The sequence below is a fragment of the Paraburkholderia sp. BL27I4N3 genome, assembly GCF_003386115.1.
In the GTDB taxonomy this organism is placed as follows: domain Bacteria; phylum Pseudomonadota; class Gammaproteobacteria; order Burkholderiales; family Burkholderiaceae; genus Paraburkholderia.
On record NZ_QREJ01000001.1, the window covers coordinates 5,119,106 to 5,145,147 of the forward strand.

The window sequence follows — 26,042 nt, forward strand, 5'->3', positions numbered from 1 at the left end:
GACAAACGCAAAATTGTCAGTATTCTGGCTGGTGAAGTTAAGTAAAGCTCTAACGAACTGACAGAAATGGCGTGTCGTTACGATCGCCGAGTCAAAATAAACAACCTTGCACTAAACCGCTGACGCGGTAGGGGTGGAGAGCGAGTGCCTATAACTGACGTTCATCGGAGGTGGTAATCAGGCGCTGGATCATCAGCGAGGAGAAGCGGACGCTTCCCAGGAGCAATATATGAATGCCAAGCCGGGCTTCATCATTGTTTCCAGGAGGTGCTCCATGACGCCACTGCGTCAACGTATGTTACACGACATGCAGATCCGTAATCTCGCCGAGAATACTCAGCGATCCTATCTTCTTCAGGTTTCAAGCTTCGCCCGGCACTTCCGCCGTTCGCCCGAGTTACTGGGTCCCGAGGAGATACGGGCCTGGCTTATCTATCTTCGGGAAGAGCGCAAGCTAGCGCCCGCCAGTCTCCACCCAACGATTGGTGCACTGCGCTTCCTCTACCGCGTGACGCTCAAACGCGACTGGAGCGACGAGGACTTTCCATTGCCGAAGAAGCCGCTGAGACTCCCCGTCATCCTGAGCCTCGATGAGGTAACAACCTTTTTCGACGCTATTCCCAGCCTGAAGTACCGTGCCATTCTGATGACCGCATATGCCGCCGGTCTTCGAATTTCAGAAGTGGCGCACCTGAAGACCACCGATATTGACAGCCAGCGCATGGTCATCCGTGTGAACCAGGGGAAGAACCGTAGGGATCGTTTCGTGATGCTCTCACCACGGCTGCTCGAGATCCTGCGAACGTACTGGCTCAATGCTCACCCTCGCGACTGGCTTTTTCCCGGCGACATCCCCGGACACCCGATTACCACTGCCGCGATCTGGCAGGCATGCAACAGGGCACGGCAGCGCAGCGGCATCCAGAAGCCGATTACGCCGCATGTGCTGAGGCACGCGTTCGCCACTCATCTACTCGAAGCCGGTACTGATGTGCGCAAGATCCAACTGCTCATGGGTCATAGGTCCCTTGCCACCACTTCGCGGTACCTGACAGTGGCCACGAGCACCGTGTGCTCCACCACCAGCCCCTTCGACCTGCTTCCGCACCCCGCACCCATTCCGTCTGGGCCCGCTGTGCCAGAGGACGTCTGAACGCAGTCATGCGGCCGGCGATCGAAGTGGCGGACATCTTCCGCCGCTGCGGCCCTCAGTATCGGCAAACCCATGCCGAGGGGCTCAGTCGTGCCCAGCGTCGCGTGATGAGCGCCATCGAACTGTGTCGTACCGCCGCGCTCGGCGCCCATCTCGAGCAGTGCAATACGTGCTCACATCAGCGCATCACCTACAACTCGTGCCGGCATCGCGCCTGCCCGAAGTGCCAGTCGCTCGCTCGTGCGCAATGGCTCGAACGTCGGCGCGCGGAACTCCTTTCATCGGTCGAGTACTTCCATGTCGTCTTCACGCTTCCCGAATCCATCGCTGCGCTCGCCTTGCAGAACAAGAAGACGCTCTACGATCTGCTGTTTCGCGCCAGCGCCGAGACGCTGCGTACGATCGCCGCCGATCCGAAGCACCTGGGTGCCGAGATCGGCTTCATCACAATCCTGCATACGTGGGGGCAGAATCTGCTGCATCATCCCCATGTGCATTGCGTGGTGCCAGGCGGTGGCATCGCCCCGGACGGCGAGCGCTGGATCGCCTGCCGTCCGGGCTTCTTCCTGCCCGTGCGGGTGCTCTCACGGCTCTTTCGCCGATTGTTTCTCGGACAGCTGCGCCGCGCGTTTGACGCCGGCGCGCTGCGCTTCCATGGCCAGCTTGAGCCGTTGCGTGACCCGCGAGCGTTCGCCGCCTGGCTCGCGCCCGCTGCTCACGCGGATTGGGTCGTCTACGCGAAACCACCGTTTGGTGGCGCCGAACACGTGCTCGACTACCTGGGCCGCTACACCCATCGCGTCGCCATCTCCAATAACCGGCTGCTTGCCTTCGACGAGCGCACCGTGCAGTTCCGCTGGAAGGACTACCGGCACGAGGCCAGGCAAAGGACCATGACGCTCACGGCCCACGAGTTCATTCGCCGCTTCCTGCTGCATGTGCTGCCCGAGGGCTTCAGGCACATCCGCAGCTACGGGTGGATGGCCAACTGCCACCGGTCTGACAGGCTCGCTACCTGCCGGCAACTGCTCGGCGTCGAGGCTCCCGCCGCTGCGTCAGCCGAGCCCAGCGAAGACTACCGTGACCGCTACCAGCGACTGACCGGCAAGTCGCTGCGCGACTGCCCCGTGTGCGGCACGGGCCACATGCTCCGTATTGAAAGTATGCCCGGTAGCCTCCCACGAGCCCCGCCAGCTTCCGTCCATGCACACTAGTTGCCAATGCACCTGTTTTTGGACACGTTTGCCTATCCCGACGAGGCAAGCGCGGCTGCACTCGTACCTTCGATTCGTCGCAGCACCCGAATGGCACAAAACGTCAAAGCCTTTGCCCGCGGCTCACTACATTCGTGCGTCTCTCGCCACGCGGGCGTCACGCGACTGTGTCGAGCACAGGTGCGATAACCCACCACGGGCCTCGCAAATTACCGCAGCAGTCATTCAATGCCCATAGCGGTCACCGCCTGCGGAGCGGTTTAGCGCAAACGGTTTTTTAGTTACCGATCGCGGACTGATCTCAATGGGCCTGGTGATGCGCCTGTAGCCGCGATCGCTAACGAAAAAACGCTCTGCATTGGACTGATCTCAATGGGCCTGGTGATGCGCCTGTAGCCGCGATCGCTAACGAAAAAACGCTCTGCATTATCTTCTGGCGTTTGCTTAAGTCGCCGCACGCTCGCGGTAGCGCGTACCCACAAGTCATGAAACTCAGCCGGCTCGCCGACAAAGATTTGCTTTTCCATTTCACTTTAGCCTGATCTTGATTGTCTTGGTGCCGTCGATATAAACGTCCGCGGTCCGGAAGCCGCGTTCGACTCGTCTCGAACAGTGCATCGTTTATCACCTTCGGTAACTCTCGGTACCTTGCAAGGACAGTAGCGAGCAAAAATTCCATACTTCTCAAATATGGAACTTCTCCAATCGTTGTGACTGGCCTTGAGCAGGCTGACGGAGTCAGCCTGCTCGCTCGAAAAAGCGGGAAATTTAATCGCTTATCACAAACCCCGGATTTTTTTTATGAACCTCGAAGGGGTAATGCTGACGTGCAAACTCCAGAACTTCGGGTGGTCCTGCCATCGCGGCCAACTCCTGGTAGCGATCCGCGTAAATCGCCCATTCACCACTGAGCGGAAAAACGATGTACCGCTCAGAGTTTGCGTCGAATGCATCCGCCAAACTCCCTCCCGGATCGGAGTTGAGTGATACGACAAAATCCTCGTCCGAATGGTCAGGTCGGAAAATGAGCGCAGAAAATTTTGAAAAATGGTGAAAAAAGTATGCCTCCGGGTCTGGCCGTAACACGAGCGCCGCAAATTCCGCCTCGCCTCTCTCGGAAAGAAGCGCCCGCAAAAATTTGTGATATCGAAAAGTGCAAATATCGGAAGAGTCAAAGAAAATCGCCGCATTGGATGCAACTGCGGTAGTGACCATTTTCAGCCCTGCGGCCGCTTGCTTCCGCAGGCGATCAAAGGATTGACGGTCTGTCAGATATTCGCTTTTACTCATTTCCCCCCCAGCCTGATCTTCGCTATATTCACCCCGCCAACTTTTACGTCCGCGGTCATAGCGCCAGAGTTTGAATATTCGCGGACAGTATACTGACTTTCACCTTTGGTAAAGATATCAGCCTTTCCGTCTTTGCTCAGCGTCTGCGCGTACCCGCTCTCTACCAGATTAGCTTCGAACTCCGCCTTACCTACATCAGTACGAATGTTCCGCATACTACTGCCGGTTGTGATATCCGTATATTCCGAAGTGATCCGCCCCGGCGGAATCCCATCCACCTCTGTCTCCGCGGCGGGCTTGCACATCTGCTTGATGCGATCCCAGTTTTCCGCAGCTTTTCTAGCGCCCTGCCCAATGCCATAGCGCACCACCGGGTTCTGCAACAGCCGATAGACCATCGCGATACCGCGTACCGTGCCGTCGATCAGTCCAGCCGAAAAATGACAGCCGCTGCATACGGTTGACGTGCCCAGGAAGTTATCCCCCAGCAGTCGTGGCGCGCCCTGAAGATTCGCAGGCGGCCCCACCGGCGAGTCACCATAGTTATAGTTATCGATCCACTGATTGGCTTCGTCGCTGGAGATCGGAATGTCCGTACCATCGTTCAGGTCAAGAACGCTGCCGTCGTTCGCAACCGTACCTATGCGTGATACAACCCGTCCATCTGGTGAGTAGCCGAACCTCGCCTTGAACACGCGTCGAATTCCGCCGTTCGCCGGACTCGCATATTCATTGAACTTGAAGTTGTCGATGCGTCCGCGCCGGTCATAACGGAGATAAAAATCGCCCGTTGGGTTATAGCCGTACTGGACACGGTGTGCCGCGTCGCGTGAGATGAACTCGGTCGCTTGTGGAATGTCTCCTAGCGCGATAATGGCGAACACATTACCCGTTGAGTCACGATTGACCTTCCACTGAGCCGCGGACTTTCCGTCCGCTAGTTGCATCACAAAAGCAAGCCGGTTGTTGGCGTCGTAGGTCATGCCGTACGCGGTAGTCACCCCATCAGCCTTCGTTGCATCGAAAGCGCTGGAGCCGGTTGCGTCGGTAGTCGGCGTCTCACTTATCCCTGTGACATTGCCGTTCGCGTCGTACACGAAAGACTGGATCAACCTTGGCGATGCGATCATCGACGGACGCAGACCGCTCGCGTCGGAGTAACGGATCGTCGTGATCGATGTGGCAGCCGCGCTCTTCACCGTCGCCCGAACCGGGCGCCCGGTATCGTCGTAGCTGTATTCGGACGTGCCGCCGCTGGCGTCCGTGTCTTTCAGCAAATTGCCTGACGCATCCCACCCCGAGTTCGTATTGCCTGCGGTCGAAGCGCTCCCGGTCGGCCGGAGCATGCCGCCGATCGACGACAGACTCAGCGTGGTGGAACCTTTACTACCGGTAATAACCGTCGAGCCCGCGTTATAGGCCAACTGCACGTTCTGTCCAGCATCGGGATGACTAACCGCCACCGCACGACCCTGAGCATCGTAGTTCCACGTCGCAATGCGATTGCCCGACTCGTCGATCTCTCCGGTCAATGCGTTCTTGAACCGCGTGTCGTCGTAGACGTAGCGGCGCACGTTTCCATCCGGCCACGTGACCGAAACAAGATTGCCATTCGCGTCATACCCGTACTGAGTCAGGCCACCTAGTGGATCATTGAGACGCGACAGACGCCGCTTATCGTCGTAGTCGAGCCGAAGCGTGATGTCCTTATTGGCATCCGTGCCTTCGGCATGCTGCGTAACAGTGGTCAGCAGACCGGAACCGTCATAGCTCAGCGTGCGAACAAAGCCCGTCTTCGTGCGTTCAGCCAGCAGCACGCCTTGGCCGGAATACGATTCAACGGTCTCTGTGCTGAGGTCGGTGAGAGTCCATCCAGATCCGGCCTGCGCCAGTGCCAGACCAGTGAATGCCTTGGTCCGCCAGGTACCAGCCGACCAGACGAAAGTAATTGGCTCACCACTCTGCCGATAGGCCAGCACCGTTGACGTGCTGCCGTTATTGGCATTCGCTAGTCCGAGGTTACGCTGCCAGCTATGGAACCACACCGGCCCCATCGCCGTCGCCGATGCTGTCAGCGACTTTGAACGATACGTCCGCGCGAAAAGCATCGGAATCTCGTCGCCGCTGACAAAGTCGGCCTCAGTCAACGTGACCACTCCGCTGCCGGGATACACCGGGTCAGCAACCGGACAACTGGCCTCGGGCTGATCATCCGCCGGTGCGGCACACCACGCGTCGATAAGCGGCAAACTCACGCAGTTGTAGTACTGCATGCCGCCGGGTACGCCAGAGTAAGCGTCCCACCGACAGGTGGGCGAGCCAGGCTTTGCGCCAGTGGCTGCCCACACGGCATTGCAATCGGCGGCGTTTGCGCCGAACGCTATCATGAGCAGGATGAATGCGGCCAGCAGGCGGGCCAAGATCCCGGCCGGACTCTCTTTAATTCTGTTTCTTATCATGGTTGTCCCTATTGGTTGTACTTGGTAAAGCCCAAGCACCCTAAAGGGACAGCGACAAATGAAATATCCGACAACTCCTAAATTACGTCGACCTTGCATCGACTCTGACGCGAGTCGAAAGACACTGACGTAACTCGTAGGAGCTTTGAATTGCAACTGTCAGATGACACCGAGCCACACTACGGAAACGCCTGATCCGGTGTCAGCAGGCGGGATGTCAGTTGAGTGCTGAGTCGCAGGCACAAGAAGAAAACGAAACGACGTTAGACGCATCTAAGAAGAAGCGACCGCTCGCCGCCGCCTTCAACAAATTCCGCTTCACTTCCCCGCCACATAAGCCTTCACAGCCGGCAACCCATCCTTCCCGTCATACGTCTTCACTCCCGCCAGCCACTTGTCCAGCACCGCCGGATTCGTCTTCAGCCATTCGCGCGCGGCCTTGTTCGGATCGGTCTTGTTCATGATCAGCAGCATGACGTGATTCTCGATATCGGTCGTGAACTGCAGATTCGACACCAGCTTCGCGACGTTCGGACAGCGCGCCGAATAATCGCTCGGCGTAACCGTCAGCACTTTCGCCTCGCCGTAGTTCGGCCCAAACACCGCATCGCCGCCGGACAGATAATCGATCTTCATCTGCACGTTCATCGGATGCGGTTCCCAGCCGAGAAACACAATCGGTTTCTTGTCGCGAACCGCGCGGTTCACTTCGACCAGCATGCCCGCCTCGCTCGACTCCACCAGCTTGAACTTGCCGAGTCCATATTGATTAGTGTCGATCATCTTCTTGATCAACGCATTGCCGTCGTTGCCCGGCTCGATCCCGTAGATCTTGCCGTCGAGCTTGTCGTAGTTCTTCGCGATGTCGGCAAACGTCTTGATGCCCGACTGATACGCGTAATCCGGCACCGCCAGCGTGTATTTCGCGCCGGTCAGATTCGGCGTCGGCAACACGCTGAGCTGGCCGGACTTCCTGAACGGGTCGATCATCGGGTCCATGGTCGGCGACCAGTAGCCGAGAAACACGTCGATCTGCTTGTTCTTTACACCGGCGAACGTGATCGGCACCGAGGCGATCGTCTTGGTCGGCTTGTAGCCAAGCCCCTCAAGCACGGTCGCCGCCAGCCCGGTGGTCGCCGCGATATCGGTCCAGCCGACGTCGGCAAATCGCACGGCGCGGCAAGTGGCAGGTTCCGCAGCCAGCACAGACGACACAGACAGCGCGCACAACGACGCAGCCCACAAACGTTTCATGGCGTTCCCTTAGAGTGATTGATATTCGACTGGATTGGATGAAGCGGATTGTTTTACGCCAATCATGACTCGGGTGCTAAGCGGACAAGCGCCGCTCGACGCTTGGCGCGTGCCCGAACTGCGCGCGATACGCCTTGCTGAAATGACACGCCGAATGAAAGCCGCACACGCTCGTCACGCGCGCAATCGACGCATCCGTATTGCGCAGCAACTCACGCGCGCGCCGCAACCGCAGCGTCAGGTAATAGTGCGTGGGCGACACGCTCAGGAACATCTTGAACATGCGCTGCAAATGCCGCTGCGACAGATGCACGAGCCGCGCGAGTTCATCGAGCGATAACGGCTCCTCGATATTCGCTTCCATCAGCCGCACCACCTCGACAAGTTCCGCGCGCGAAAACCCGACCCGCGCGTCGACGGGAATATGCTGGTAATCGGTCGAGCCGCGAATCCGTTCGACGATGAATTGCTCGGACACCTGCGCCGCCACCGCCTGACCCAGCCGCATGCCCACCAGTTTCAGCATCAGGTCGAGCGGCGCGGTGCCGCCGGTGCAGGTCATGCGATCGCGGTCGATCACGAACAGTTCGTCGGCGAATCGCACATGCGGATAGCTCTTGTGCAACGGCGACATGTCTTCCCAGTGCACGGTGCAGCGATAGCCGTCGAGCAGGCCCGCGGCCAGCAAAGCATACGGTCCCGTGCAAATGCCGCCGAGCGGTATGCCCTTTTCCGCGACATCGCGCAGCAGCGCGATCACCGTGTCGTCCACGTAATCGCGCACATGCCAGCCGGCGCAGACGATCAGCACATCCGGCATGCCGGCTTCAGCGAGCGTCGTGGTGGGCTTCACGGTGATGCCGTTGCTCGCTCGCGCCGGCTCGCCGTCCGGCGTGATCACCGACCACCGGTAGTGCTGCGCGCGGCCCACGTAGTTGGCCATGCGCAGCACCTCGACCGCGCTGGTGAACGCGATCATCGAAAAGTTCGGCAGCGTCAGAAAACCGACGTGCGCGAGCCCGGACAGCGGCGAATCGGCCTCGGGCTCGACAGGCGTGAGCGCATCGCGCTTCATAGGCGGCTCAGCCGTGTTGCGCGGCCGGCTCGCGGCGCACTTTCATGACGCTACGCAGGCCCGACAGCAGCGGCGCGCGCGCCGTGCCCGGCGAACGGCCGAAGCTTTCCGTGATGCGGTCCAGAATGATCGCGAGCATCACCACCGAGAGTCCGCTTTCAAAGCCGAGCCCGATGTCGAGCCGCTGAATACTGGCCAGCACGTCGTTGCCGAGACCGCCCGCGCCGACCATCGACGCGATGATCACCATGGAGAGCGCCATCATGATGGTCTGGTTGACGCCGGTCATGATGGACGGCAGCGCATTCGGAAACTGCACCTTGTAGAGCAGTTGCAACGGCGTGCAGCCGAACGCCTGCCCCGCTTCGACGATCTCGCGGTTCACATGCTTGATGCCGAGCGACGTGAGACGCACCGCCGGCGGCATGGCGAAAATCACGGTGGAGAGAATCCCCGGCACGCGGCCGAGGCCGAACAGCATCGCGGCCGGAATCAGGTAGACGAAGGCCGGCATGGTCTGCATCAGGTCGAGCACGGGCCGCACGATCATCTCGACGGTGCGGCTCTTCGCGGTCCAGATGCCGAGCGGCACGCCGAGCAGCAGACTGATCAAGGTGGACGACAAGGTGAGACCGAGCGTGATCACCATCTGATCCCAGAACCCGGTGCCGTAGATCAGCAGCATGGCGAGCAGCGTGAACAGCGCGAAACGCCAGCCCACCCGCCACAGGCCGATGCCCACGAAGAACGCCATCAGCGCCCACATCGGCACTGCTTGCAAGCCGTGTTCGATCACCGCGGCAAAGCTCTCGATCACCTTGCCGATCGAATCGAAAGTTTTTGCGTCGTGGTCGAGCAGGTAGTGAACGCCGTGATCGACCCAGGCGCCAAGTGGAATGACTTCAGACATGGGAACTCCGATGGCGCGTGAGAACGTTCAGCACGTTCGTCTTGTTGACCGAACCACAGTAAGAACCGTCGGCTTCGACGACCGGCAGCGGCGCGCGGCTCGCCACCACGCGTTCGACCACATCGTCGAGCGGCGTGGTGCGGCGGATGCATTCGATCTGGTTGAGCTGCGGCGAGGCGCTGCCCATCGCATCGCGGCACACGAAGCCGCGAATCTTGCGTTCGCTGTCCAGCACGAACGCGTAGTCGGCGCTGCCGTTGAGCGTGGCGGCCACGCTCGACGCGTCGATCTGCGGCGAGTGCTGCATGAGCGGCACGGCGTCGGTTTGCATCAGATCGCCGGCGGTCAGGTAGCGGCTGGTGTCAATGCCTTCGAAGAAGGCGCGCACGTAATCGTCGGCGGGATTGGTGATGATCTGCTGCGGCGTGCCGACTTGCACTACGCGCCCGCCTTCCATGATCGCGATGCGCGTGCCGATGCGCATCGCCTCTTCCAGATCGTGCGACACGAACAGGATGGTGCGTTGCTGTTCGCGTTGCAGATCGAGCAGCACGTTCTGCATTTCCTTGCGCTTGAGCGGATCGAGCGCGGAGAACGCCTCGTCCATGATCATCAGCGACGGATTGACCGCCAGCGCCCGCGCGAGACCCACGCGCTGCTGCATGCCGCCGGACAGTTGCGCGGGCAGCTTCTGCGCGAACGGCGCGAGGCCGACCTGTTCGAGCACGGTCATCGCGCGCTTTTCGCGCTCCTTGCGGCCCACGCCCGCCACTTCGAGCCCGAACGCCGCGTTGGACAGCACGGTGCGCTGCGGCATCAGCGCGAAGGACTGGAACACCATGCTCATGTCCTTGCGGCGCAGCGCCGTCAGCTCGGAGCGCGGCACGCTGGCCACGTCGCGGCCGTCGATCAGCACCTTGCCGGCCGTCGGTTCGACGAGGCGATTGATCAGGCGGATCAGCGTCGACTTGCCCGAGCCGGACAGGCCCATCAGCACGAAGATCTCGCCTTCCTTGACTTCGAAAGATACGTTGTGGACGCCGACAATCTGACCGGTGCGCGCGAACACTTCCTCTTTCGTCGCGCCGCCTGCCAGCATGCCGATCGCCTGTTTCGGGTTGGTGCCGAACACCTTGCACAACCCTTCGACCACGACCTTGGGGGAATTCATTGAATACTCTCCTATGTCGACCGGAGTTAGCGCTTTAGCGCTTACTCCGGTCCCATGCAAAGCTGTCGACCGGAGTTAGCGCTTTAGCGCTTACTCCGGTCCCATGCAAAGCTGTCGACCGGAGTTGGCGCTTTAGCGCTTACTTCGGTCCCATGCAAGATGGTTTCTGCGGTGACAAATGCCCGTCCGCGCTGTGCATACATAGTTGCCAGAAAAAAGTATCGCTAGCCGACTATTTGCGACAACCACATGTGTAAATACGACACCCGCTTTTTGGGCACGCTGGCCAGCGTGGTGCGGAGCCTTGTGGGGCAAGGGTTTGGAGAGTGTCGAGGGGCGCTTTGACGCGTGTCGCGTTAGAGCAAGTGGAGGCGATGCGACGCAGATAAACGCTGCCCGTGGAGGTCTGCAGGCCCTGATGCCGCAACGCAGCAAGCGCATGCACCGCAAACCTGGGCCAAAAACCGCTGTTCCTGCCATTCAACAGCGAGTTGCGCTCGCCAATGGAGCGCTCACGACACCGACACCCCCAGCAATCGCCCCACCCCAAACGTGAACGCAGCCGCGATCAGCCCGATCACGACCTGCCGGAACGCCGAGAACCCCGCACTGCGTCCGTTGAACAGCGACGTGAACACGCCAATCGACGCGAGCGCCAGCATGCTCAGCAGTACGCACTGCACGACCGCGCTATACCCCTGCGTCCACAGAAACGGCATCACCGGAAAAATCGCGCCCACGGAGAACAGGCAGAACGACACGCCCGCCGCCGACCATGGATTGCCGCCCAACTCCGCCGGATCGAGTCCGAGTTCTTCGCGAGTCAGCGTGTCGAGCGCCTTGCCTTTGTCGCGCATCATTTGCGAGGCGACCCGTTTGGCCTCGCCCGCGTCGAGACCTTTGGCGCGATAGATCAGCGCAAGTTCGTGCTCTTCGGCTTCCGGCGATTCTTCGAGCTCCTGCGCCTCTTTCGCGATCTGCGTGCTGGCCAGTTCGCGCGCATTGGTCACCGAGAGCCATTCGCCGAGCGCCATCGAACACGCGCCGGCGATGAGCCCCGCCAGTCCCGTCAACAGAATCGCCTTGTTGCCGGTTCCCGCGCCGGCCACGCCCATGATCAGGCAGAAGTTCGAAACGAGGCCGTCGTTGGCGCCGAGCACGGCGGCGCGCAAGTCGTTGCCCGCTCCCGCGCCCTTGTGCCACGACTCGGCCGCGGTAATTCGCGCGCCCGGCGACAGGCTCGCATCGCCGCCGCCATGAGCGAGCGCCTGCACCATCGCCGCGTGATGATGTTCGTCGGCCGACATGCGGCCCGCGTCCGGCTGCCCCTGGTATTTGTTGCGATCGGCGTATTCCGCGGCCGCCAGCGTGGGCAGCACGAAGCCCGCGCCGAACATGCGGACCAGGCCTTTCATCAAACGTGTTTTGACGGCCTGGCCGGTGCCCTTCGGATCGAGCCCGTTGGCCCTCAGCTTGTCGGCCCAGACTTGCGCATGATCGCGCTCGGAGCTCGCGAGGTCGCTGTAGACCTGCTTGCGTGTGCCGTCTTTCTCGACTTTCGCGAGCGTTTCGTACAGCGCGGCGCTGTGCAGTTCATCGGAGAGATTGGCTTTGTATCGTTTGACTTCGCGTCTGGATGCCATGGTGCTGTGCCCGCCTATCGAGTCCACAGCATCGAAGCGTAATCGATTCAGATACGCAAAAGGTCAAAGCCCTAAAGCGCGTCGTGAGCGAGAACCACTACGCTTCTCATCACCATTCGAGCGGGCTGGATCACTGCGCCGCGTGCGCGGCCCGATACCCGCGCCGACCGACCGCCAATGTGAGCAACGCCGAAACCGCGAGACTCGCCGCCACCACGTAGAGCCCGGCGGCATACCCGCCCGTCACGCTTTTGAGCCAGCCGATCGCGAACGGTCCGACGAAGCCGCCCAGATTGCCGATCGAGTTGATCATGGCGATGCCGGCAGCCGCCCCCGCGCCCGAGAGAAACGTGCTCGGCATTGCCCACAGCGGCGCCTTTGCCGCGCTGATGCCGACGTTCACCACGACCAGCGCCAGCACGACGCCCACCGCCGTATCCGCGAGGCCGGCCCAGCCGAGCCCGATGGCGGCCGCCACGCAAGGAATCACCACATGCCAGGTGCGCTCGCCGCGGCGGTCCGAATGACGCGCCCACACCACCATGCCGAGCACCGCCAGCACGCTCGGAATCGCATTCAATGCGCCTGTGCCGAGCGCGCTGAAGCCGAACTGGCGAATGATGAGCGGCGCCCACAAGCCGAGCGTGTAGAGTCCCGCGGAGGTGCCGAAATAGATCATCGACATGATCCATACGCGCGAGTCGCGCAGTGCGGCGAGCGCACCGGCGGCATGGCCCGCCTGCGATTCGCGTCCCATCCGTTCTTCGCGCAAGGTGGCGATGAGCCACGCTTTTTCATCGGCGGCAAGCCATTTGGCTTTGTCCGGGGAATCGGTGAGCGCTTTCAATACCACGAAGCCGAGCAGCACGGCGGGAATCGCTTCGATGATGAAAAGCCATTGCCAGTCCTTCAGGCCGAACAACGCGGGCATCTGCATGATCGCGCCGGAAATCGGCGAGCCGATGGCCGTCGAGAGCGGCGCGGCCGCCATGAACGCGGCGGCGGCGACGGCGCGCTGGCGGGCGGGAAACCACTGGCTCAGATACAGGATGATGCCGGGGAAAAATCCGGCTTCGGCCACGCCGAGCAGAAAACGCAGCGTATAGAACGAAGTCGGCCCCGCCACGAAGGCCGAGGCCGCCGATACCAGCCCCCACGTCACCATGACGCGTGCGATCCAGATGCGCGCGCCGACCTTGTTGAGGATGAGATTCGACGGCACCTCGAACAGAAAATAGCCGAGGAAGAAAATGCCGCCGCCGAGCCCGAACATGGTCGGCGTGAGGCCGAGATCCTTGTTCATGGTGATAGCCGCAAAGCCGACGTTCACCCGGTCGAGAAAGCTGACAAAGTAAAGCAGCATCACAAAAGGCAGGATGCGCCAGGTCAGCTTGCGTACCACTCGGGCCTGCAGTTCATTGTTCATACCTGTCTCCACTCAATCTCTGCGCGATGCAGTGAGATCGCCCGTGACGGGTTCGTCCGGGCGTTATGGTTTTGTGTGACTTTTTGCGCGTGGCGGCTTCAGGCGGCCTTGACGCTCGCCGCCGGTTCCACCGGTACAGAGGTAGACGCATTGATCGGCGACTCCGCCTCCAGGATCGCGCACACGGCATCGGTCACCTGCACGGTCGTGGCCGTGCCGCCCAGGTCGCCCGTATGCAGCGACGGGTCCGCCGTGACGCGTTCGATTGCCGCCATCAACTGCCGCGCGGCGGCGTGCTCGCCGAGATGCTCCAGCATCATCACCACCGACCAGAAGGTGCCGACCGGATTCGCGAGGCCCTTGCCCATGATGTCGAATGCGGAACCGTGAATCGGCTCGAACATGGACGGATAGCGGCGCTCGGGGTCGAGATTCGCGGTCGGCGCGATGCCGAGGCTGCCGGCCAGCGCCGCGGCCAGATCGCTGAGAATGTCCGCGTGCAGGTTGGTGGCGACGATCGTGTCGAGCGTGGCCGGCCGGTTGACCATGCGCGCGGTGGCGGCGTCGACGAGTTCCTTGTCCCAGCGCACGTCCGGAAATTCCTTCGAGACCTGCACGGCGATTTCGTCCCACATGACCATGGCGTGACGTTGCGCGTTGCTCTTGGTGATCACCGTCAACAGCTTGCGGGGCCGCGATTGCGCGAGCCGGAACGCGAAACGCAGAATGCGTTCGACGCCCGCGCGGGTCATCATCGAGACATCGGTGGCGACTTCGATCGGGTGGCCCTGATGCGCGCGGCCGCCCACACCGGCATATTCGCCTTCCGAGTTCTCCCGCACGATCACCCAGTCAAGATCCTTCGGCCCGCAGCGCTTCAACGGCGCGTCGATGCCGGGCAGGATGCGCGTGGGGCGCACGTTCGCGTACTGATCGAAGCCCTGGCAGATTTTCAGGCGCAAACCCCACAGCGTCACGTGATCGGGAATATCCGGGTCGCCCGCCGAGCCGAACAGAATCGCGTCCTTGTGACGAATCGCATCGAGACCGTCGGCCGGCATCATCACGCCATGCTCGCGGTAGTAGTCGCCGCCCCAGTCGAAATTCTCGAAGTCGAAACCGAAGGCGTCGCTGCGCGCGGCGATGGCTTCCAGAACGCGCCGGCCGGCCGGTACGACTTCCTTGCCGATGCCGTCGCCGGGAATGGTTGCGATGCGGTAGGTCTTCATTGGGCGTCTCCATGATGTTGAAAGCATGGAGTGCATCGTAGAACGGCCACTGCCGGGAAAAACGCTGCTAGACTCAAAGCATCCTTAACTTCAGGTTAACAATAGGCCGCTTCATGTCCTCGTCGATCCAGCCGGATGATCTCGCCTTCTTCTCCACGCTCGCCGCAAGCGGCAGTCTTACGGCGGCGGCGCGGGAACTCGGACTGAGCACGGCGGCCGTCAGCAAGCATCTGGCGCAAATGGAATCCCGGGCGGCCGTCTCGCTCGTCAATCGCACGACACGGCGTATGAGCCTCACGCCGGAGGGCGAGCTGTATCTCACGCGCGCGCGGCGCATTCTGAGCGAGATGGACGACCTCGCCCAGTTGCTCGGCGGCTCGCAGGCGGCGCCGAAAGGCCTGCTGCGCGTGAATGCGACGCTCGGTTTCGGACGCAGCCACGTGGCTCCGCTGATCTCGCGGTTCGTGCGGCGCTTTCCCGACGTGGATGTGCAGCTGCAGCTTTCGGTCGATCCGCCGCCGCTCAGCGACGACGCCTTCGACGTGTGCGTGCGTTTCGGCGAGCCGCCGGATACCCGCGTGATCGCGCGCCGGGTCGCGTCGAACCGGCGGCTGCTGTGCGCCTCGCCGCGCTATCTTGCCGAGCGGCGGGCGCCGCGCGGTCCGGCGGAGTTGGCGCAGCACAATTGCATCGGCATTCGCCAGGGCGGCGACGCTTACGGCGTCTGGCGTCTGACCAGCGGACGCGGCGCCACGGAAAAGACCGAAACGGTCCGTGTGCGCGGCAACCTGACCACCAACGACGGCGAAATCGCGGTGAAATGGGCGCTGGACGGCCAAGGAATTCTGATGCGCGCCGAATGGGATATTGCGGAGTATCTCGCCGATGGCCGGCTCGTCCAGGTCTTGCCCGACTACCGCACCCCCGGTGCGGATATCTACGCAGTGTACCCGCAGCAGTTACAGATGACGGCGCGGGTCAAGGCGTTCGTCGACATGCTGGTCGAGACGCTCGGCGCGCGTTGAGTGGGTCTTAAGCGGGTCGCTGAGTAGATGCGGCTGAAGCGGGTTGAGTCGCGTCGCCTGACTCGCGCACGCGATCCTTACCGGCAGCCGCGCGACGTTCAGTCTCGCCGCGCGGCTGCCTGGGCGATTACTGGCTCGCGCCTGTTCCGACGCCGGCCTTCTTCTGCGCTTTCTGCAGTTTGTCCGGATAGTTCGGGTCGTTCTGAGCAGGCTGATAGCCTGCGTCTTCGAGCTTCTTCAACTCGGCGTTCTTCTTGGCGCGGGCTTGCTTGCGCGCCTCTTTACGCTCCGCTTTGGTGGGTTTCGCACTGCTCGCCGCGGCGGGCGCGGCCGACATGGCAGCGTCGCTGGCGCCTTGAGCCGCGGCGAGCGGAATGGTGCCGGCGACCATGGCGGTGACGGCGAGGCCGAGCATGATCTGTTTAATGGCGAAGCTCTTCATCTTCAATTCCCCTCTCTCAAGTTGGCAAAAGCATTCAAGCGCATCCAGGCTTGTCTGTGAGTCTTCTGTGCACCACCGCGAGCCGTGCACGACACTCAGTCCCGACTCGCGCTCAAAGCTTACAGGCAAACCGTCAAAAGAGTCATTTCAGCGCCGCGAGCGGGTGTTGCGAGCGGGTGTTGCATCACGCAGACGAATCTCACGAGCCAGCCACGCGCGCCGCATCCTCTTCCTGTAATTTGCGCCACAAGATCTTGCCGCTACCGGACTTCGGCAGTGACGCCACGAACTCGACGATGCGCGGAGCCTTATAGGCGGCCATCTGCTCATGCGCCCAGTCGATGATCTCCTGCGCAGTAATTGTGCCCGCATGCGCCGCGTCGGGCACTACCAGCGCCTTCACGGTCTCGCCTCGCTTCTCGTCCTTCACGCCGATCACGCAGACCTCGTGAATCGCCGGATGCCGGTACATCAGCGCCTCGACTTCAGCCGGCCACACCTTATAACCGGACGCGTTGATCATACGTTTGAGACGGTCGGTCATGAAGAAATAACCGTCTTCGTCGATATGGCCGAGATCGCCGGTTCGCAGAAACCGCTTGCCGTCGAGTTCGATGAACACTTCCGCCGTCGCCTTCGGATTGCCCCAGTAGCCCTGCATGACTTGCGGCGCATGAGTGACGATCTCGCCGGTCTCGCCTTGCGGCAGTTCCTCCAGCGAGACCGGATCGATCACGCGCGAGTCCACGTCGAACACGGGAATGCCCAGGCACTGCGGCTTCGGACGATGCGGCGGATTGATGTGCGTGCCGGCAATGGTCTCCGTCATGCCGTAGCCTTCGACATAGTCGAGTCCGGTCAGCGCCTTCAGCTTGCGGGCAATCGCGTCCGGCATTGCCGCGCCGCCGCCGCGCGTGCCGGTGAGACTCGACAGATCGTATTCGTCGAGCTTCGGGTTCGAGAGGAAATCGACCATCATCGTCGAGATGGACTGCCATGCGGTGACGCGATATTTCTGCATGCATAGCGCGGCGGCCTCGCGATCCCAGCGCGGCAACAGCACGATGGTCGTGCCGGAAAAGACCGCGCTGTTCATGCCGCCTTGCATGCCGGTCACGTGAAACAGCGGCAGGACCGATAGATAAACGCCGTCCGGCGGCGACGAGAACCAGACGCAGCCGCCGAGCGCCGTGCTCATCACGCTGCGGTGCGTGTGCATGCAGCCTTTGGGCTTGCCGGTGGTGCCCGACGTGTAAGGCATGACGCACAGATCGTCGGGACCGGTCGTGAGCGGCCCCGGCTCGATATGTCGATCGATCACTTCTTGCCATGAGGTGACGCCGGGAAGATCGAATGTCTTGCGCGGCGCGGCGACGAATTCAGGCACGGGAATCGGCGAGGTTTTCTTCAGATAATCGCTATACGTCGCGACGATTGCGTGCTCGATGCCCTTTCCAGGTCCGCTGCCGATCAGCGGCTCGACGTTCGCGAACAGGCATTGCGGCGCGATGATCGTGGTTGCGCCGCTGTCCTCGACGTAGTGCGCCAGTTCGGCGGTCATGTTCATCGGATTGACCGGCACCACCACCGCGTTCGCCCGCAGGATGCCGTAGTAAGCGATGATCCATTGCGGACTGTTTTGCATGTACAGCAGCACGCGGTCGCCGGCCTTGACCTGACACGCCTGTTGCAGAAAACCCGCGATCCGTTCGGCTTCGTCCTTGAATTCGGCGAACGTGATGGGCGTGTCGTAGAAGATGATGAACGGCTTGTGGGGATAGCGCGCCGCCGAGACTTCGGCGTTATAGAAGAGATTGGTCTCGGGCAGCGTCAAGTGCAGTGGCAGTTGCGGCGGCCAATGCGGGTGATGGCGTTGGTTCATCAGCGTCTCCAGCTTTTTACTGTCGGTGCGCGTCGGTTTGCTGCCGCGCGCTTTCGTTCACATCGCCGCGTTGGACCCGCGCCGTGCTCAGACGATGATCGCGCCGCCGTCCACTGCGAACTCCTGGCCGGTGACGTGGCGCGACGCTTCGCTCGCGAGAAACACGATCGGACCTTTGAGATCTTCTTCGCCACCCAGACGCTGCAATGGCGTATGCGAGACGATCGTTTCTCCGAGCTTATCGAGCAAACCCGCCGTCATCTTCGAAGGAAAAAATCCCGGGCAGATTGCATTGACGTTGATGTTGTACTTGCCCCACTCCGCGGCGAGCGCCCGCGTGAAATTGATCGCGGCCGCCTTGGAAGTGTTGTACGCAATCGTGTTCATGCCCGGCGGGGAACCCTTCAAGCCCGCCACCGAAGCGATATTGACGATCTTGCCGGCGCGCCGCGGGATCATGCTGCGCTTGCCGACTTCGCGAGCGAGAAAGAACGGTGCGTTGACGTTCAGGTTCATGACCTTGTGCCACGCTTCGTCGGGATAGTCTTCGGCGGGTGCGCCCCATGTCGCGCCCGCATTGTTGACGAGAATGTCGATGCGGCCGTGCAGGCCCAGCACTTCATCCACGAGACCGGGGATGCCTTCGAAGCGCTGCAGGTCGTTGACCACCGTTTGCACTTCGATACCGAGTTGTTGCAGATGCGTTTTCGCTTCGGCAAGTTCGTCGGCCTTGCGCGCGGTGATGGCGACGCGGCAGCCCATTTCGCCGAGCGCCTCCGCCATTTGCAGACCGAGGCCGCGCGAGCCGCCGGTAATGAGTGCAACCTTGCCGTCCAGTTGAAACAGGTCCTTCACAGACATTGTGTCGCTCCTCCAGATTTGTTCTGCCATGCAGATCGGCATGCCGTGTTTTGCGCCCATCATACGTGCCGAAATTCGGCCTGTAAATAAAAGCACGGTCATTCACTTTGAAGGTAGACTTGCACGCATCACCGCGTGGCGAAGCATCGGGAATTACCCGGATAGCGTGCTTTCCAGCTCGCGCCGAGCCGACATGTTCGCGGGCGTTTTATGCTTGCGTTGCGTCGCTGTTCCGCATAGCGGCTTACTTTTCTCAGGTCTTCTCTCATGCAAGATGCGCTGATCATCAACTCACGCGATCTCGAGTTTCAGTTGTTCGAAGTGCTCGAAGCGCAGACGCTCACACGCCGCGCGCGTCACGCCGATCACAGCCGCGAGACCTTCAACGCCGCGCTCGATACCGCGCATACGGTCGCCGTGGAAAAGTTCGCGACGCACAACCGTCTCTCGGACGAACACGAGCCGCAGTTCGACGGTGAACGCGTCACCCTGCCCGCCGAGGTGAAGGACGCGCTCGACGCCATGCGCGCCACCGGCTTTCTCGCCGCGGGCAAGGACTACGAATGGGGCGGCATGCAGTTGCCGTCGGTGATTTCGTTTGCGTGCCTGTCGCTCTTCAAGAGTGCGAACATTGCCACCGCGTCGTACGCCATGCTGACCACGGCGAATGCGAACGTGATCGAACGTTTCGGCAGCGAAACGCAGAAGCGCAAGTATCTGCAAGCGCTCTTCGAAGGGCGCGCGTTCGGCACCATGGCGTTGACCGAACCGCAAGCAGGTTCGAGCCTCTCCGATCTCGTCACGAGCGCCACGCCCAACGCGGACGGCACCTATTCGATTCGCGGCAACAAGATTTTCATTTCAGGCGGCGACCACGAGTTGAGCGAGAACATCGTGCATCTGGTGCTGGCGCGCATTTCCGGCGGGCCGCCGGGCGTCAAAGGCATTTCGCTCTTCACCGTGCCGAAGTTCCATGTCAACCAGGACGGCAGCCTCGGCGCGCGCAACGACGTCGCCCTCGCGGGACTGATTCACAAGATGGGCTGGCGCGGCACGACGTCGACCATGCTCTCGTTCGGCGAGCACGGCGAGTGCATCGGTGAACTGGTGGGCGAGCCGCATCACGGCCTCGCGTATATGTTCCATATGATGAACGAGGCGCGCATCGGCGTCGGTCTCGGCGCGGTCATGCTCGGCTACCGCGGCTATCTCGCGTCGCTCGATTACGCGCGCGAACGGCCGCAAGGACGCCGCCCCGACAACAAGAATCCGCTCGACCCGCAGTTGCCGCTGATCGAACACGCCGACGTGCGCCGCATGCTGCTCGCACAAAAAGCCTACGTGGAAGGCGCGTATGCGTTGTGCCTGTACGCGGCGCGTCTCGTCGACGAACAGAACACCGGCGAGAGCGACACCGCGCGCGCCGAAGCGGGCCTGCTGCTCGATCTGCTCACGCCGGTGGTGAAATCGTGGCCGTCCCAATGGTGTCTCGAAGCGAATAGTCTCGCGATCCAGATTCACGGCGGCTATGGCTACACGCGTGAATATCCGGTCGAGCAGTTCTATCGCGACAACCGGCTGAACATGATTCACGAAGGCACGCACGGCATTCAGGCCATCGATCTGCTCGGCCGCAAGGTAACGATGAAACAGGGCGCGGCGCTCGAACAACTGGCCCGCGAAATCCAGCAGACGATTGACACGTCGCGAGAACACCCGGCATTGCATGCGCATGCCGATGCGCTCGGCGACGCATGGACCGATCTGACCGCCACAGTCGAGGCGTTGCTGCCCGCGCTGAGCCATGAAAGCGAACGCGCGCTCGCCAATGCGAATGCGTTTCTCGAAGCCTTCGGTCATATCGTGATTGCGTGGACATGGTTGCGTCAGGCCAATGTGGCAAGCGCCGCGCTAGCTGCTTCGCATAGCGAAGCAGACGCGGACTTCTATCGCGGCAAGCTGCATGCGTGCCAGTGGTTCTTCCGCTGGGAACTGCCGCGCGTCGCGTTGATGCTTGCCACGTTGCGCACCCTTGACGACACCACGCTCGGCATGGCGCCGCAATGGTTCTAGGCGTCGCCGCGTGGGCGCGCATTGACGCGCCCTGACAAAATCGGCAACCCGATATATGGAACATCGTCGTCACGCATGCGCAACACAAGCCGTCGCCATGATTGCCGGAATGGCCGCCAATGCGGCGCTCCGGGCAGTTTTTCCAGCATGAGCGCTTCGGCTGGAGTATTGTTTAAGCGCGCCGGGAGCGTCGCGGCATCACTCTTCTACAAGACAGGGTGCTCCTCGTGAGCGAGAACGGCTCGCAAGCGCGTGGTTTTTTGCATGCAACGTAGCGACATCAACTTTTCGAGGATGGAGAAAACGTGAAAACAGTCAATCTTTTGAAGGCGCTCGGCATCGCATTGTGTTTGGCAACGACGGCCAGTGCCTATGCGCAGGCGAGCGACGCCATGGCGTCCGGCGAGATGGCGGCGCCCAGTGCCAAAACGGTCAAGAAGGCGGACCGCGCGCTGGGTCTGCAAGTGCGCAAGGCTCTAGCAAAGGCGCAGGGTTTTGACGTGTCGAACGTGTTCGTTCGGGCCCGTGGCGGAGCGGTGACGATCACCGGCTCAGTGCCCGCCGGCGCGCAGATTCCGCAGGCAGAGGAAGTGGCGAAAGGCGTGGCCGGCGTGAAGTCGGTGAGCAACAAGCTCACGATCGGCACCCAAGGCGGCGGAGGTTAAGCCCGCTTTCACCCGATGAGCTGCCGGTGACCGCAGGCAACGCCGCTCGTCGCTCCATGCGAGCGTGAGGCGTTGCCTGTCGTCCTGGTATCTGAAACGTTGATGAAGCACTCATTAAGCGCTCATTGAAACCTGCGTGGAAGCGCCTAGCGTCGAACGAGACCGACCACGTAACGGCACACCTCCAGGCTTGCGTTGAAGAACTCGCATTCGACCGGCGCGCCGAGTTGCAGACAATCCCCCGCTTCCAGCCGATAGACCTGCTGGCCTTCCCGGAAGGTCAATACCCCGAGCGTCACCCAGATCTGCTGATGCTGGAACACGAACGCGTCCGGCGGGTAAGGCACTTTCACGCCCGGCGGCAACTCGATCTCCAGTAATTCCAGCACGCCGCCCGTGGGTGGCGAGATGCGCCGGCGCGTGTAGCCGGTTTCCGGGTCTTGCCACACCGCTTGCCGCGCATGCCGCACGAGCCGTTCGCCAGTCTGCTCGGCGAGCGCCAGCAGAGTCGACAAGGTCAGGCCAAATGCGCCTGACAGACGCCCGAGCACCGTCGCCGTGGGACTCGCCTCACCTCGTTCGATCTTGCTGATCATCGCCTTCGACACCCCCGAGCGCTCCGCCAGTTCGCTCAGCGACCAGTTGCGCGCCTCGCGCTCGGCCTTCACGCGCAAGGAGATCGCCTGGGTCAGATCGATGGCAGTGGAATCGGACATGGAAAGATGGACGCGTTGGAGAGTGGAAAATTGGCACCGCAAATTATATCGAGGCGATAAGGCCACCGACGTTGATGTCCGCGCTCGCCTCGCCGCTCATTAAAGGCCGAAAGCAATGTCTTGCATAGTGATTTTTTGTCCACTATATTAAACGAACGATAGCGATAACAACCCGCACGGGCGCGCGGCTCGAACGTCAGCCGTCAACATTCGTCCACCCAGCCGGAAGACACCATGCCGAAGGAAATCGTTCTCAACGCTTTTGACATGAACTGCGTCGGCCACATCCAGCAAGGCATGTGGACCCATCCGCGCGATCAGTCCGCGCGCTATGCGGATCTGCAGTACTGGACCGACTACGCCCGCACGCTCGAGGCGGGCCTGTTCGACGGCATTTTTTTCGCCGATGTTGCCGGCGTCTACGACGTCTACGGCGGCAACCCCGACGCCGCGATTCGCGGCGCCGTGCAGGTGCCGGTGAACGACCCGACGCTGCTGATTCCCGCCATGGCCGCCGTGACGCGCCATCTGTCGTTCGGTGTCACGTCCAATCTCACGGTCGAGCAGCCTTATCTGTTCGCGCGGCGCATGTCCACGCTCGATCATCTGACGCGCGGCCGGGTCGGCTGGAACATCGTCACCGGCTATCTGGACAGCGCGTCGCGCGCGATCGGCCTGACCGGCCAGATGGCGCACGACGATCGCTACGACCTCGCCGACGAGTACATGGAACTGGTCTACAAGCTGTGGGAATGCAGTTGGGAAGACGGCGCGGTGTTGCGCGACAAGGTCCAGGGCGTGTATGCGGACGCGTCGAAAGTCCATGTGATCCATCATCACGGCAAGCAGTATCGGGTGGACGCCATGCATTTGAGCGAGCCGTCGCCGCAGCGTACGCCGGTGCTGTATCAGGCGGGGTCGTCGGCGCGCGGCAAGCGGTTCGCCGCGGCGCACGCGGAGTGCGTGTTCGTCAACGGCCAGGCGAGGCCGGCCGTGCGGGCGATCGTCGACGATATTCGAGCGCACGCGGTTGCAGGCGGCCGCAAAGCCGACGACATCAAGGTGCTGCTCGGGCAAACCGTCATCACCGGACGCACGGACAGCGAGGCGCAGGAGAAGTACGCGGAGTACCGGCGTTACGTCAGCTCCGAGGCGGCGCTGGCGCACGCGGCGGCGTCGCTCGGGATCGACTTCGCGCGCTACGACCTCGACGAGCCGATCGAAACCGGCAAGAGCCAGGCCATCGTGTCGAACGTCGAAGCCATGACGCGCGCGGCGGGTCCGCAGTGGACCAAACGCAAGCTGCTCGAACAGATGGTGCTGGGCAGCCGCCAGGCGCCGCTCGTCGGCTCGGGCGAACGGGTAGCGAACGAACTGATCGCGTGGACCGAAGAAGCCGGCGTGGATGGTTTTAATCTATCGCGTACGGTCGCACCGGAATGCTTCGAGGATTTCATCGCACACGTCGTGCCGATTCTGCAGGAACGCGGCGCTTACAAGCGAGCGTATCGTGAGGGCACCTTGCGGGAGAAACTCTTCGGGCATGCACGCCTGCCTGCCAACCACACGGCGGCGAAGTTCCGTTCGCCGACTTGTGCCGCTGCGCCGGTTCCTGGCAATGCGTAGCAATCACGCCATCATGCACGCCTTCACTTCGTGCCGTCCGCGCTGCCAGGCGGCGGCACGGCAATTCTTTCACGGAGGCTCACATGCTTGACAGGGGCACCTTCCGCGACGCGATGGCCGGCCTCGGCGCCGCCGTCAACGTCATCACGAGCGACGGCGCGGCGGGTCTGGCCGGCTGCACCGCATCCGCGGTGTGCGGTGTGACCGACGAACCGCCCACGCTGCTCGTCTGCATCAATCGCAGCAGCCGCAATAATGCGGCATTCCGCGCCAACGGCAAGCTCTGCGTCAACGTGCTGAGCGCCGAGCAGCAGACGCTTGCCGCGCACTTCGCCACCAGCACGCTGCCGATAGCGGAACGCTTCGCCGCCGCTCAATGGGACACCCTCGCGACGGGCGCACCCGTCCTGCATGGCGCGCTCGCATCGCTCGACTGCGAGATCGAATCGGTCACCGAAGTCGGCACGCACACGGTGTTCTTCTGCGCGGTGAAAGCCGCGCATACGCAAGTCGAAGGCGACGCGCTGATCTATTACGGCCGCCGCTATCACCGGGTCGGCGCGCGCTCCGTGCATGCGACGCATGCGGCCGAAGCCAGCGGCGCGCTCACTGCCGAATCGGCCGGCTAACCCGACAGGCGCGAAAGGCACGAAAGGCAAGCATGAAAGAAGCCTCGGCAAGCCCGCATCGACCGAGCCGCGCGACGGCCGGCAAGACGCGTTCGCTCGTTATTCTGCTGCTCTGCCAGGTGGGCGCGATGAGCGTGTGGTTTTCATCGTCGGCGGTCGTGGCGATCGTCAGGCAGGCCGAGAGTCTGTCTGCCTTGCAAGCGACCTTGCTCACCAGTGCCGTGCAGGCCGGCTTCGTGGCCGGCACAGTCACCAGCGCCATGCTCTCGCTTGCCGACCGCTTCGATCCTCGGCGGCTTTTCATGATCAGCGCGTTGACGGCGGGCGCGGCCACCGCGTGTCTCGTGTTCCTCGCGCCGGCGAGTCCGCTCGCCATCCTGCTGCGGCTGCTGACCGGCATCTGCATGGCGGGCGTTTATCCGGTCGGCATGCGGCTCGCGGCGACCTGGGCGAAGGGCGATCTCGGTTTGTTGATCGGCCTGCTGGTCGGCGCGCTGACCTTCGGCTCGGCGAGCCCGCATCTGCTGGCGGCGCTCGGCGGTTCGAACTGGCGCGCGATCTACGGCATCTCGGCGTGCTGCGCGCTGCTCGCGGGCGTGGCGATTCTGCTGTGCGGCGTCGGACCGAATATGGCGCGCGCGACGCGCATCGAATGGTCCGCGCTGGCCGGCGCCTGGCGCAACCCCGCGCTGCGACTCGCGAACCTCGGTTATCTCGGCCACATGTGGGAGTTGTACGCGATGTGGGCGTGGCTCGCCGTATTCCTCCAAGCGAGCTTTGCGGCAGCCGGCCTGCAAGAGCCGCGCGCGGCGGCCGAATGGCTGACCTTCGGCGCGGTCGCCGCGGGCGCGCTCGGCGCGTGGCTCGGCGGCGTGCTGGCGGACCGGCTCGGCCGCACCACGGTAACGATCGGCGCGATGGCCGTAAGCGGCGCGTGCGCCGCGCTGATGGGCTGGCTGCTCGGCGCGCCGGTCTGGCTGGTCGGCTGCGTGGCGCTGTGCTGGGGAGTCTCCGTGATCGCCGATTCCGCGCAGTTCTCGGCGAGCATTGCGGAGCTCGCCGAGCCCGCGTCGATTGGCACGTTATTGACCGCGCAGACCTGCGCGGGCTTTCTGCTGACGTTGGTGAGCATTCATCTGGTGCCGGACATCGTCGCGTTGGCGGGTTGGCGCGGCGCCTTCGGCATGCTTGCGGTCGGGCCGCTGCTCGGCTGTATCGCGATGGCGCGTTTGCGGCGTCTGCCGGATGCGCGACGGCTTGCGGGTGGGCGGCGTTAGCGCCTTGGGCCGCTTAGGCTCA

At 62.3% G+C, this 26,042-nt stretch carries 21 protein-coding genes; 8 read left to right on the forward strand and 13 right to left on the reverse strand.

Going from position 1 to position 26,042, the window contains the following annotated elements; translation table 11 throughout:
• The first annotated feature begins 229 nt into the window (after positions 1-229).
• Together B0G71_RS23375 and B0G71_RS23380 are read left to right on the forward strand one after the other, a co-directional pair.
• Positions 230-1,153, forward strand: coding sequence for a site-specific integrase (locus B0G71_RS23375; protein WP_258875650.1), 924 nt, complete (start codon positions 230-232; stop codon positions 1,151-1,153).
• A gap of 8 nt (positions 1,154-1,161) precedes the next feature.
• Positions 1,162-2,367 (forward strand): IS91 family transposase, encoded by a 1,206-nt coding sequence (locus B0G71_RS23380; RefSeq protein ID WP_116144540.1) that lies wholly within the window; start codon positions 1,162-1,164, stop codon positions 2,365-2,367.
• Positions 2,368-3,135: 768 nt separating this feature from the next.
• Here B0G71_RS23380 and B0G71_RS23385 read toward each other — a convergent pair.
• The 9 genes from B0G71_RS23385 to B0G71_RS23425 form a co-directional block, all read right to left on the reverse strand.
• Positions 3,136-3,657 (reverse strand): hypothetical protein, encoded by a 522-nt coding sequence (locus B0G71_RS23385; protein WP_116144542.1) that lies wholly within the window; start codon positions 3,655-3,657, stop codon positions 3,136-3,138.
• Positions 3,654-6,116 (reverse strand): DUF6531 domain-containing protein, encoded by a 2,463-nt coding sequence (locus B0G71_RS23390; protein ID WP_116144544.1) that lies wholly within the window; start codon positions 6,114-6,116, stop codon positions 3,654-3,656. The genes B0G71_RS23385 and B0G71_RS23390 overlap by 4 nt, the downstream gene beginning before the upstream one ends.
• A gap of 318 nt (positions 6,117-6,434) precedes the next feature.
• Positions 6,435-7,370, reverse strand: a complete 936-nt coding sequence (locus B0G71_RS23395; protein ID WP_116144546.1) for a choline ABC transporter substrate-binding protein — start codon at positions 7,368-7,370, stop codon at positions 6,435-6,437.
• A 76-nt stretch (positions 7,371-7,446) separates the two neighbouring features.
• Positions 7,447-8,445 (reverse strand): GlxA family transcriptional regulator, encoded by a 999-nt coding sequence (locus B0G71_RS23400; RefSeq protein WP_116144548.1) that lies wholly within the window; start codon positions 8,443-8,445, stop codon positions 7,447-7,449.
• Between the two features lie 7 nt (positions 8,446-8,452).
• The gene (gene choW / locus B0G71_RS23405; RefSeq protein WP_106280865.1) at positions 8,453-9,355 is read right to left on the reverse strand and encodes a choline ABC transporter permease subunit; all 903 of its coding nucleotides are present in this window, start codon (positions 9,353-9,355) and stop codon (positions 8,453-8,455) included.
• Entirely contained in the window at positions 9,348-10,526 is a 1,179-nt protein-coding gene (locus B0G71_RS23410) for a glycine betaine/L-proline ABC transporter ATP-binding protein (RefSeq protein ID WP_116144550.1), read from the reverse strand. The genes choW and B0G71_RS23410 overlap by 8 nt, the downstream gene beginning before the upstream one ends.
• Positions 10,527-11,038: 512 nt before the next feature.
• Positions 11,039-12,169, reverse strand: a complete 1,131-nt coding sequence (locus tag B0G71_RS23415) for a VIT1/CCC1 transporter family protein (protein ID WP_116144552.1) — start codon at positions 12,167-12,169, stop codon at positions 11,039-11,041.
• Between the two features lie 130 nt (positions 12,170-12,299).
• Positions 12,300-13,595 (reverse strand): MFS transporter, encoded by a 1,296-nt coding sequence (locus tag B0G71_RS23420; RefSeq protein ID WP_116144554.1) that lies wholly within the window; start codon positions 13,593-13,595, stop codon positions 12,300-12,302.
• 98 nt (positions 13,596-13,693) lie between these two features.
• A complete protein-coding gene (locus B0G71_RS23425) occupies positions 13,694-14,824 on the reverse strand; it encodes a tartrate dehydrogenase (RefSeq protein WP_116144556.1) in 1,131 nt (376 codons plus the stop codon).
• A 113-nt stretch (positions 14,825-14,937) separates the two neighbouring features.
• Here B0G71_RS23425 and B0G71_RS23430 point away from each other — a divergent pair, with 113 nt between their 5' ends.
• Complete coding sequence (locus B0G71_RS23430) at positions 14,938-15,849, forward strand: LysR family transcriptional regulator (protein ID WP_116144558.1); 912 nt, start codon at positions 14,938-14,940, stop codon at positions 15,847-15,849.
• A gap of 127 nt (positions 15,850-15,976) precedes the next feature.
• Here the strand turns inward: B0G71_RS23430 and B0G71_RS23435 are convergent, their stop codons facing one another.
• The 3 genes from B0G71_RS23435 to B0G71_RS23445 form a co-directional block, all read right to left on the reverse strand.
• The gene (locus B0G71_RS23435) at positions 15,977-16,291 is read right to left on the reverse strand and encodes a hypothetical protein (protein WP_106280876.1); all 315 of its coding nucleotides are present in this window, start codon (positions 16,289-16,291) and stop codon (positions 15,977-15,979) included.
• Between the two features lie 199 nt (positions 16,292-16,490).
• Entirely contained in the window at positions 16,491-18,173 is a 1,683-nt protein-coding gene (locus tag B0G71_RS23440) for a long-chain fatty acid--CoA ligase (protein WP_116144560.1), read from the reverse strand.
• An 87-nt stretch (positions 18,174-18,260) separates the two neighbouring features.
• Positions 18,261-19,034 (reverse strand): SDR family oxidoreductase, encoded by a 774-nt coding sequence (locus B0G71_RS23445; RefSeq protein WP_116148811.1) that lies wholly within the window; start codon positions 19,032-19,034, stop codon positions 18,261-18,263.
• A gap of 267 nt (positions 19,035-19,301) precedes the next feature.
• On the opposite strand from B0G71_RS23445, the gene B0G71_RS23450 reads away from it, so the two are divergent.
• Both B0G71_RS23450 and B0G71_RS23455 read left to right on the forward strand, forming a co-directional pair.
• On the forward strand, positions 19,302-21,107 hold the full coding sequence (locus tag B0G71_RS23450) for an acyl-CoA dehydrogenase (RefSeq protein WP_116144562.1): 1,806 nt from the start codon (positions 19,302-19,304) through the stop codon (positions 21,105-21,107).
• 305 nt (positions 21,108-21,412) lie between these two features.
• On the forward strand, positions 21,413-21,772 hold the full coding sequence (locus B0G71_RS23455) for a BON domain-containing protein (RefSeq protein WP_116144564.1): 360 nt from the start codon (positions 21,413-21,415) through the stop codon (positions 21,770-21,772).
• Between the two features lie 146 nt (positions 21,773-21,918).
• On the opposite strand, the gene B0G71_RS23460 is transcribed toward B0G71_RS23455, so the two are convergent.
• The gene (locus B0G71_RS23460; protein WP_116144566.1) at positions 21,919-22,488 is read right to left on the reverse strand and encodes an XRE family transcriptional regulator; all 570 of its coding nucleotides are present in this window, start codon (positions 22,486-22,488) and stop codon (positions 21,919-21,921) included.
• Positions 22,489-22,722: 234 nt separating this feature from the next.
• On the opposite strand from B0G71_RS23460, the gene B0G71_RS23465 reads away from it, so the two are divergent.
• The 3 genes from B0G71_RS23465 to B0G71_RS23475 all read left to right on the forward strand — a co-directional run bounded on the left by B0G71_RS23465 (position 22,723) and on the right by B0G71_RS23475 (position 26,020).
• Positions 22,723-24,114, forward strand: a complete 1,392-nt coding sequence (locus tag B0G71_RS23465) for an LLM class flavin-dependent oxidoreductase (protein WP_116144568.1) — start codon at positions 22,723-22,725, stop codon at positions 24,112-24,114.
• A gap of 83 nt (positions 24,115-24,197) precedes the next feature.
• Complete coding sequence (locus B0G71_RS23470) at positions 24,198-24,743, forward strand: flavin reductase (RefSeq protein WP_116144570.1); 546 nt, start codon at positions 24,198-24,200, stop codon at positions 24,741-24,743.
• A 32-nt stretch (positions 24,744-24,775) separates the two neighbouring features.
• Positions 24,776-26,020 (forward strand): nitrate/nitrite transporter, encoded by a 1,245-nt coding sequence (locus B0G71_RS23475; RefSeq protein ID WP_116144572.1) that lies wholly within the window; start codon positions 24,776-24,778, stop codon positions 26,018-26,020.
• Positions 26,021-26,042 lie beyond the last annotated feature (22 nt).

Bases quoted from the DNA above. Each gene is read 5' to 3' on its own strand.
- B0G71_RS23375 (WP_258875650.1), top strand. From the start codon at position 230: ATGAATGCCAAGCCGGGCTTCATCATTGTTTCCAGGAGGTGCTCCATG.
- B0G71_RS23380 (WP_116144540.1), top strand. From the start codon at position 1,162: ATGCGGCCGGCGATCGAAGTGGCGGACATCTTCCGCCGCTGCGGCCCT.
- B0G71_RS23385 (WP_116144542.1), bottom strand. From the start codon at position 3,657: ATGAGTAAAAGCGAATATCTGACAGACCGTCAATCCTTTGATCGCCTG.
- B0G71_RS23390 (WP_116144544.1), bottom strand. From the start codon at position 6,116: ATGATAAGAAACAGAATTAAAGAGAGTCCGGCCGGGATCTTGGCCCGC.
- B0G71_RS23395 (WP_116144546.1), bottom strand. From the start codon at position 7,370: ATGAAACGTTTGTGGGCTGCGTCGTTGTGCGCGCTGTCTGTGTCGTCT.
- B0G71_RS23400 (WP_116144548.1), bottom strand. From the start codon at position 8,445: ATGAAGCGCGATGCGCTCACGCCTGTCGAGCCCGAGGCCGATTCGCCG.
- choW (WP_106280865.1), bottom strand. From the start codon at position 9,355: ATGTCTGAAGTCATTCCACTTGGCGCCTGGGTCGATCACGGCGTTCAC.
- B0G71_RS23410 (WP_116144550.1), bottom strand. From the start codon at position 10,526: ATGAATTCCCCCAAGGTCGTGGTCGAAGGGTTGTGCAAGGTGTTCGGC.
- B0G71_RS23415 (WP_116144552.1), bottom strand. From the start codon at position 12,169: ATGGCATCCAGACGCGAAGTCAAACGATACAAAGCCAATCTCTCCGAT.
- B0G71_RS23420 (WP_116144554.1), bottom strand. From the start codon at position 13,595: ATGAACAATGAACTGCAGGCCCGAGTGGTACGCAAGCTGACCTGGCGC.
- B0G71_RS23425 (WP_116144556.1), bottom strand. From the start codon at position 14,824: ATGAAGACCTACCGCATCGCAACCATTCCCGGCGACGGCATCGGCAAG.
- B0G71_RS23430 (WP_116144558.1), top strand. From the start codon at position 14,938: ATGTCCTCGTCGATCCAGCCGGATGATCTCGCCTTCTTCTCCACGCTC.
- B0G71_RS23435 (WP_106280876.1), bottom strand. From the start codon at position 16,291: ATGAAGAGCTTCGCCATTAAACAGATCATGCTCGGCCTCGCCGTCACC.
- B0G71_RS23440 (WP_116144560.1), bottom strand. From the start codon at position 18,173: ATGAACCAACGCCATCACCCGCATTGGCCGCCGCAACTGCCACTGCAC.
- B0G71_RS23445 (WP_116148811.1), bottom strand. From the start codon at position 19,034: ATGTCTGTGAAGGACCTGTTTCAACTGGACGGCAAGGTTGCACTCATT.
- B0G71_RS23450 (WP_116144562.1), top strand. From the start codon at position 19,302: ATGCAAGATGCGCTGATCATCAACTCACGCGATCTCGAGTTTCAGTTG.
- B0G71_RS23460 (WP_116144566.1), bottom strand. From the start codon at position 22,488: ATGTCCGATTCCACTGCCATCGATCTGACCCAGGCGATCTCCTTGCGC.
- B0G71_RS23465 (WP_116144568.1), top strand. From the start codon at position 22,723: ATGCCGAAGGAAATCGTTCTCAACGCTTTTGACATGAACTGCGTCGGC.
- B0G71_RS23470 (WP_116144570.1), top strand. From the start codon at position 24,198: ATGCTTGACAGGGGCACCTTCCGCGACGCGATGGCCGGCCTCGGCGCC.
- B0G71_RS23475 (WP_116144572.1), top strand. From the start codon at position 24,776: ATGAAAGAAGCCTCGGCAAGCCCGCATCGACCGAGCCGCGCGACGGCC.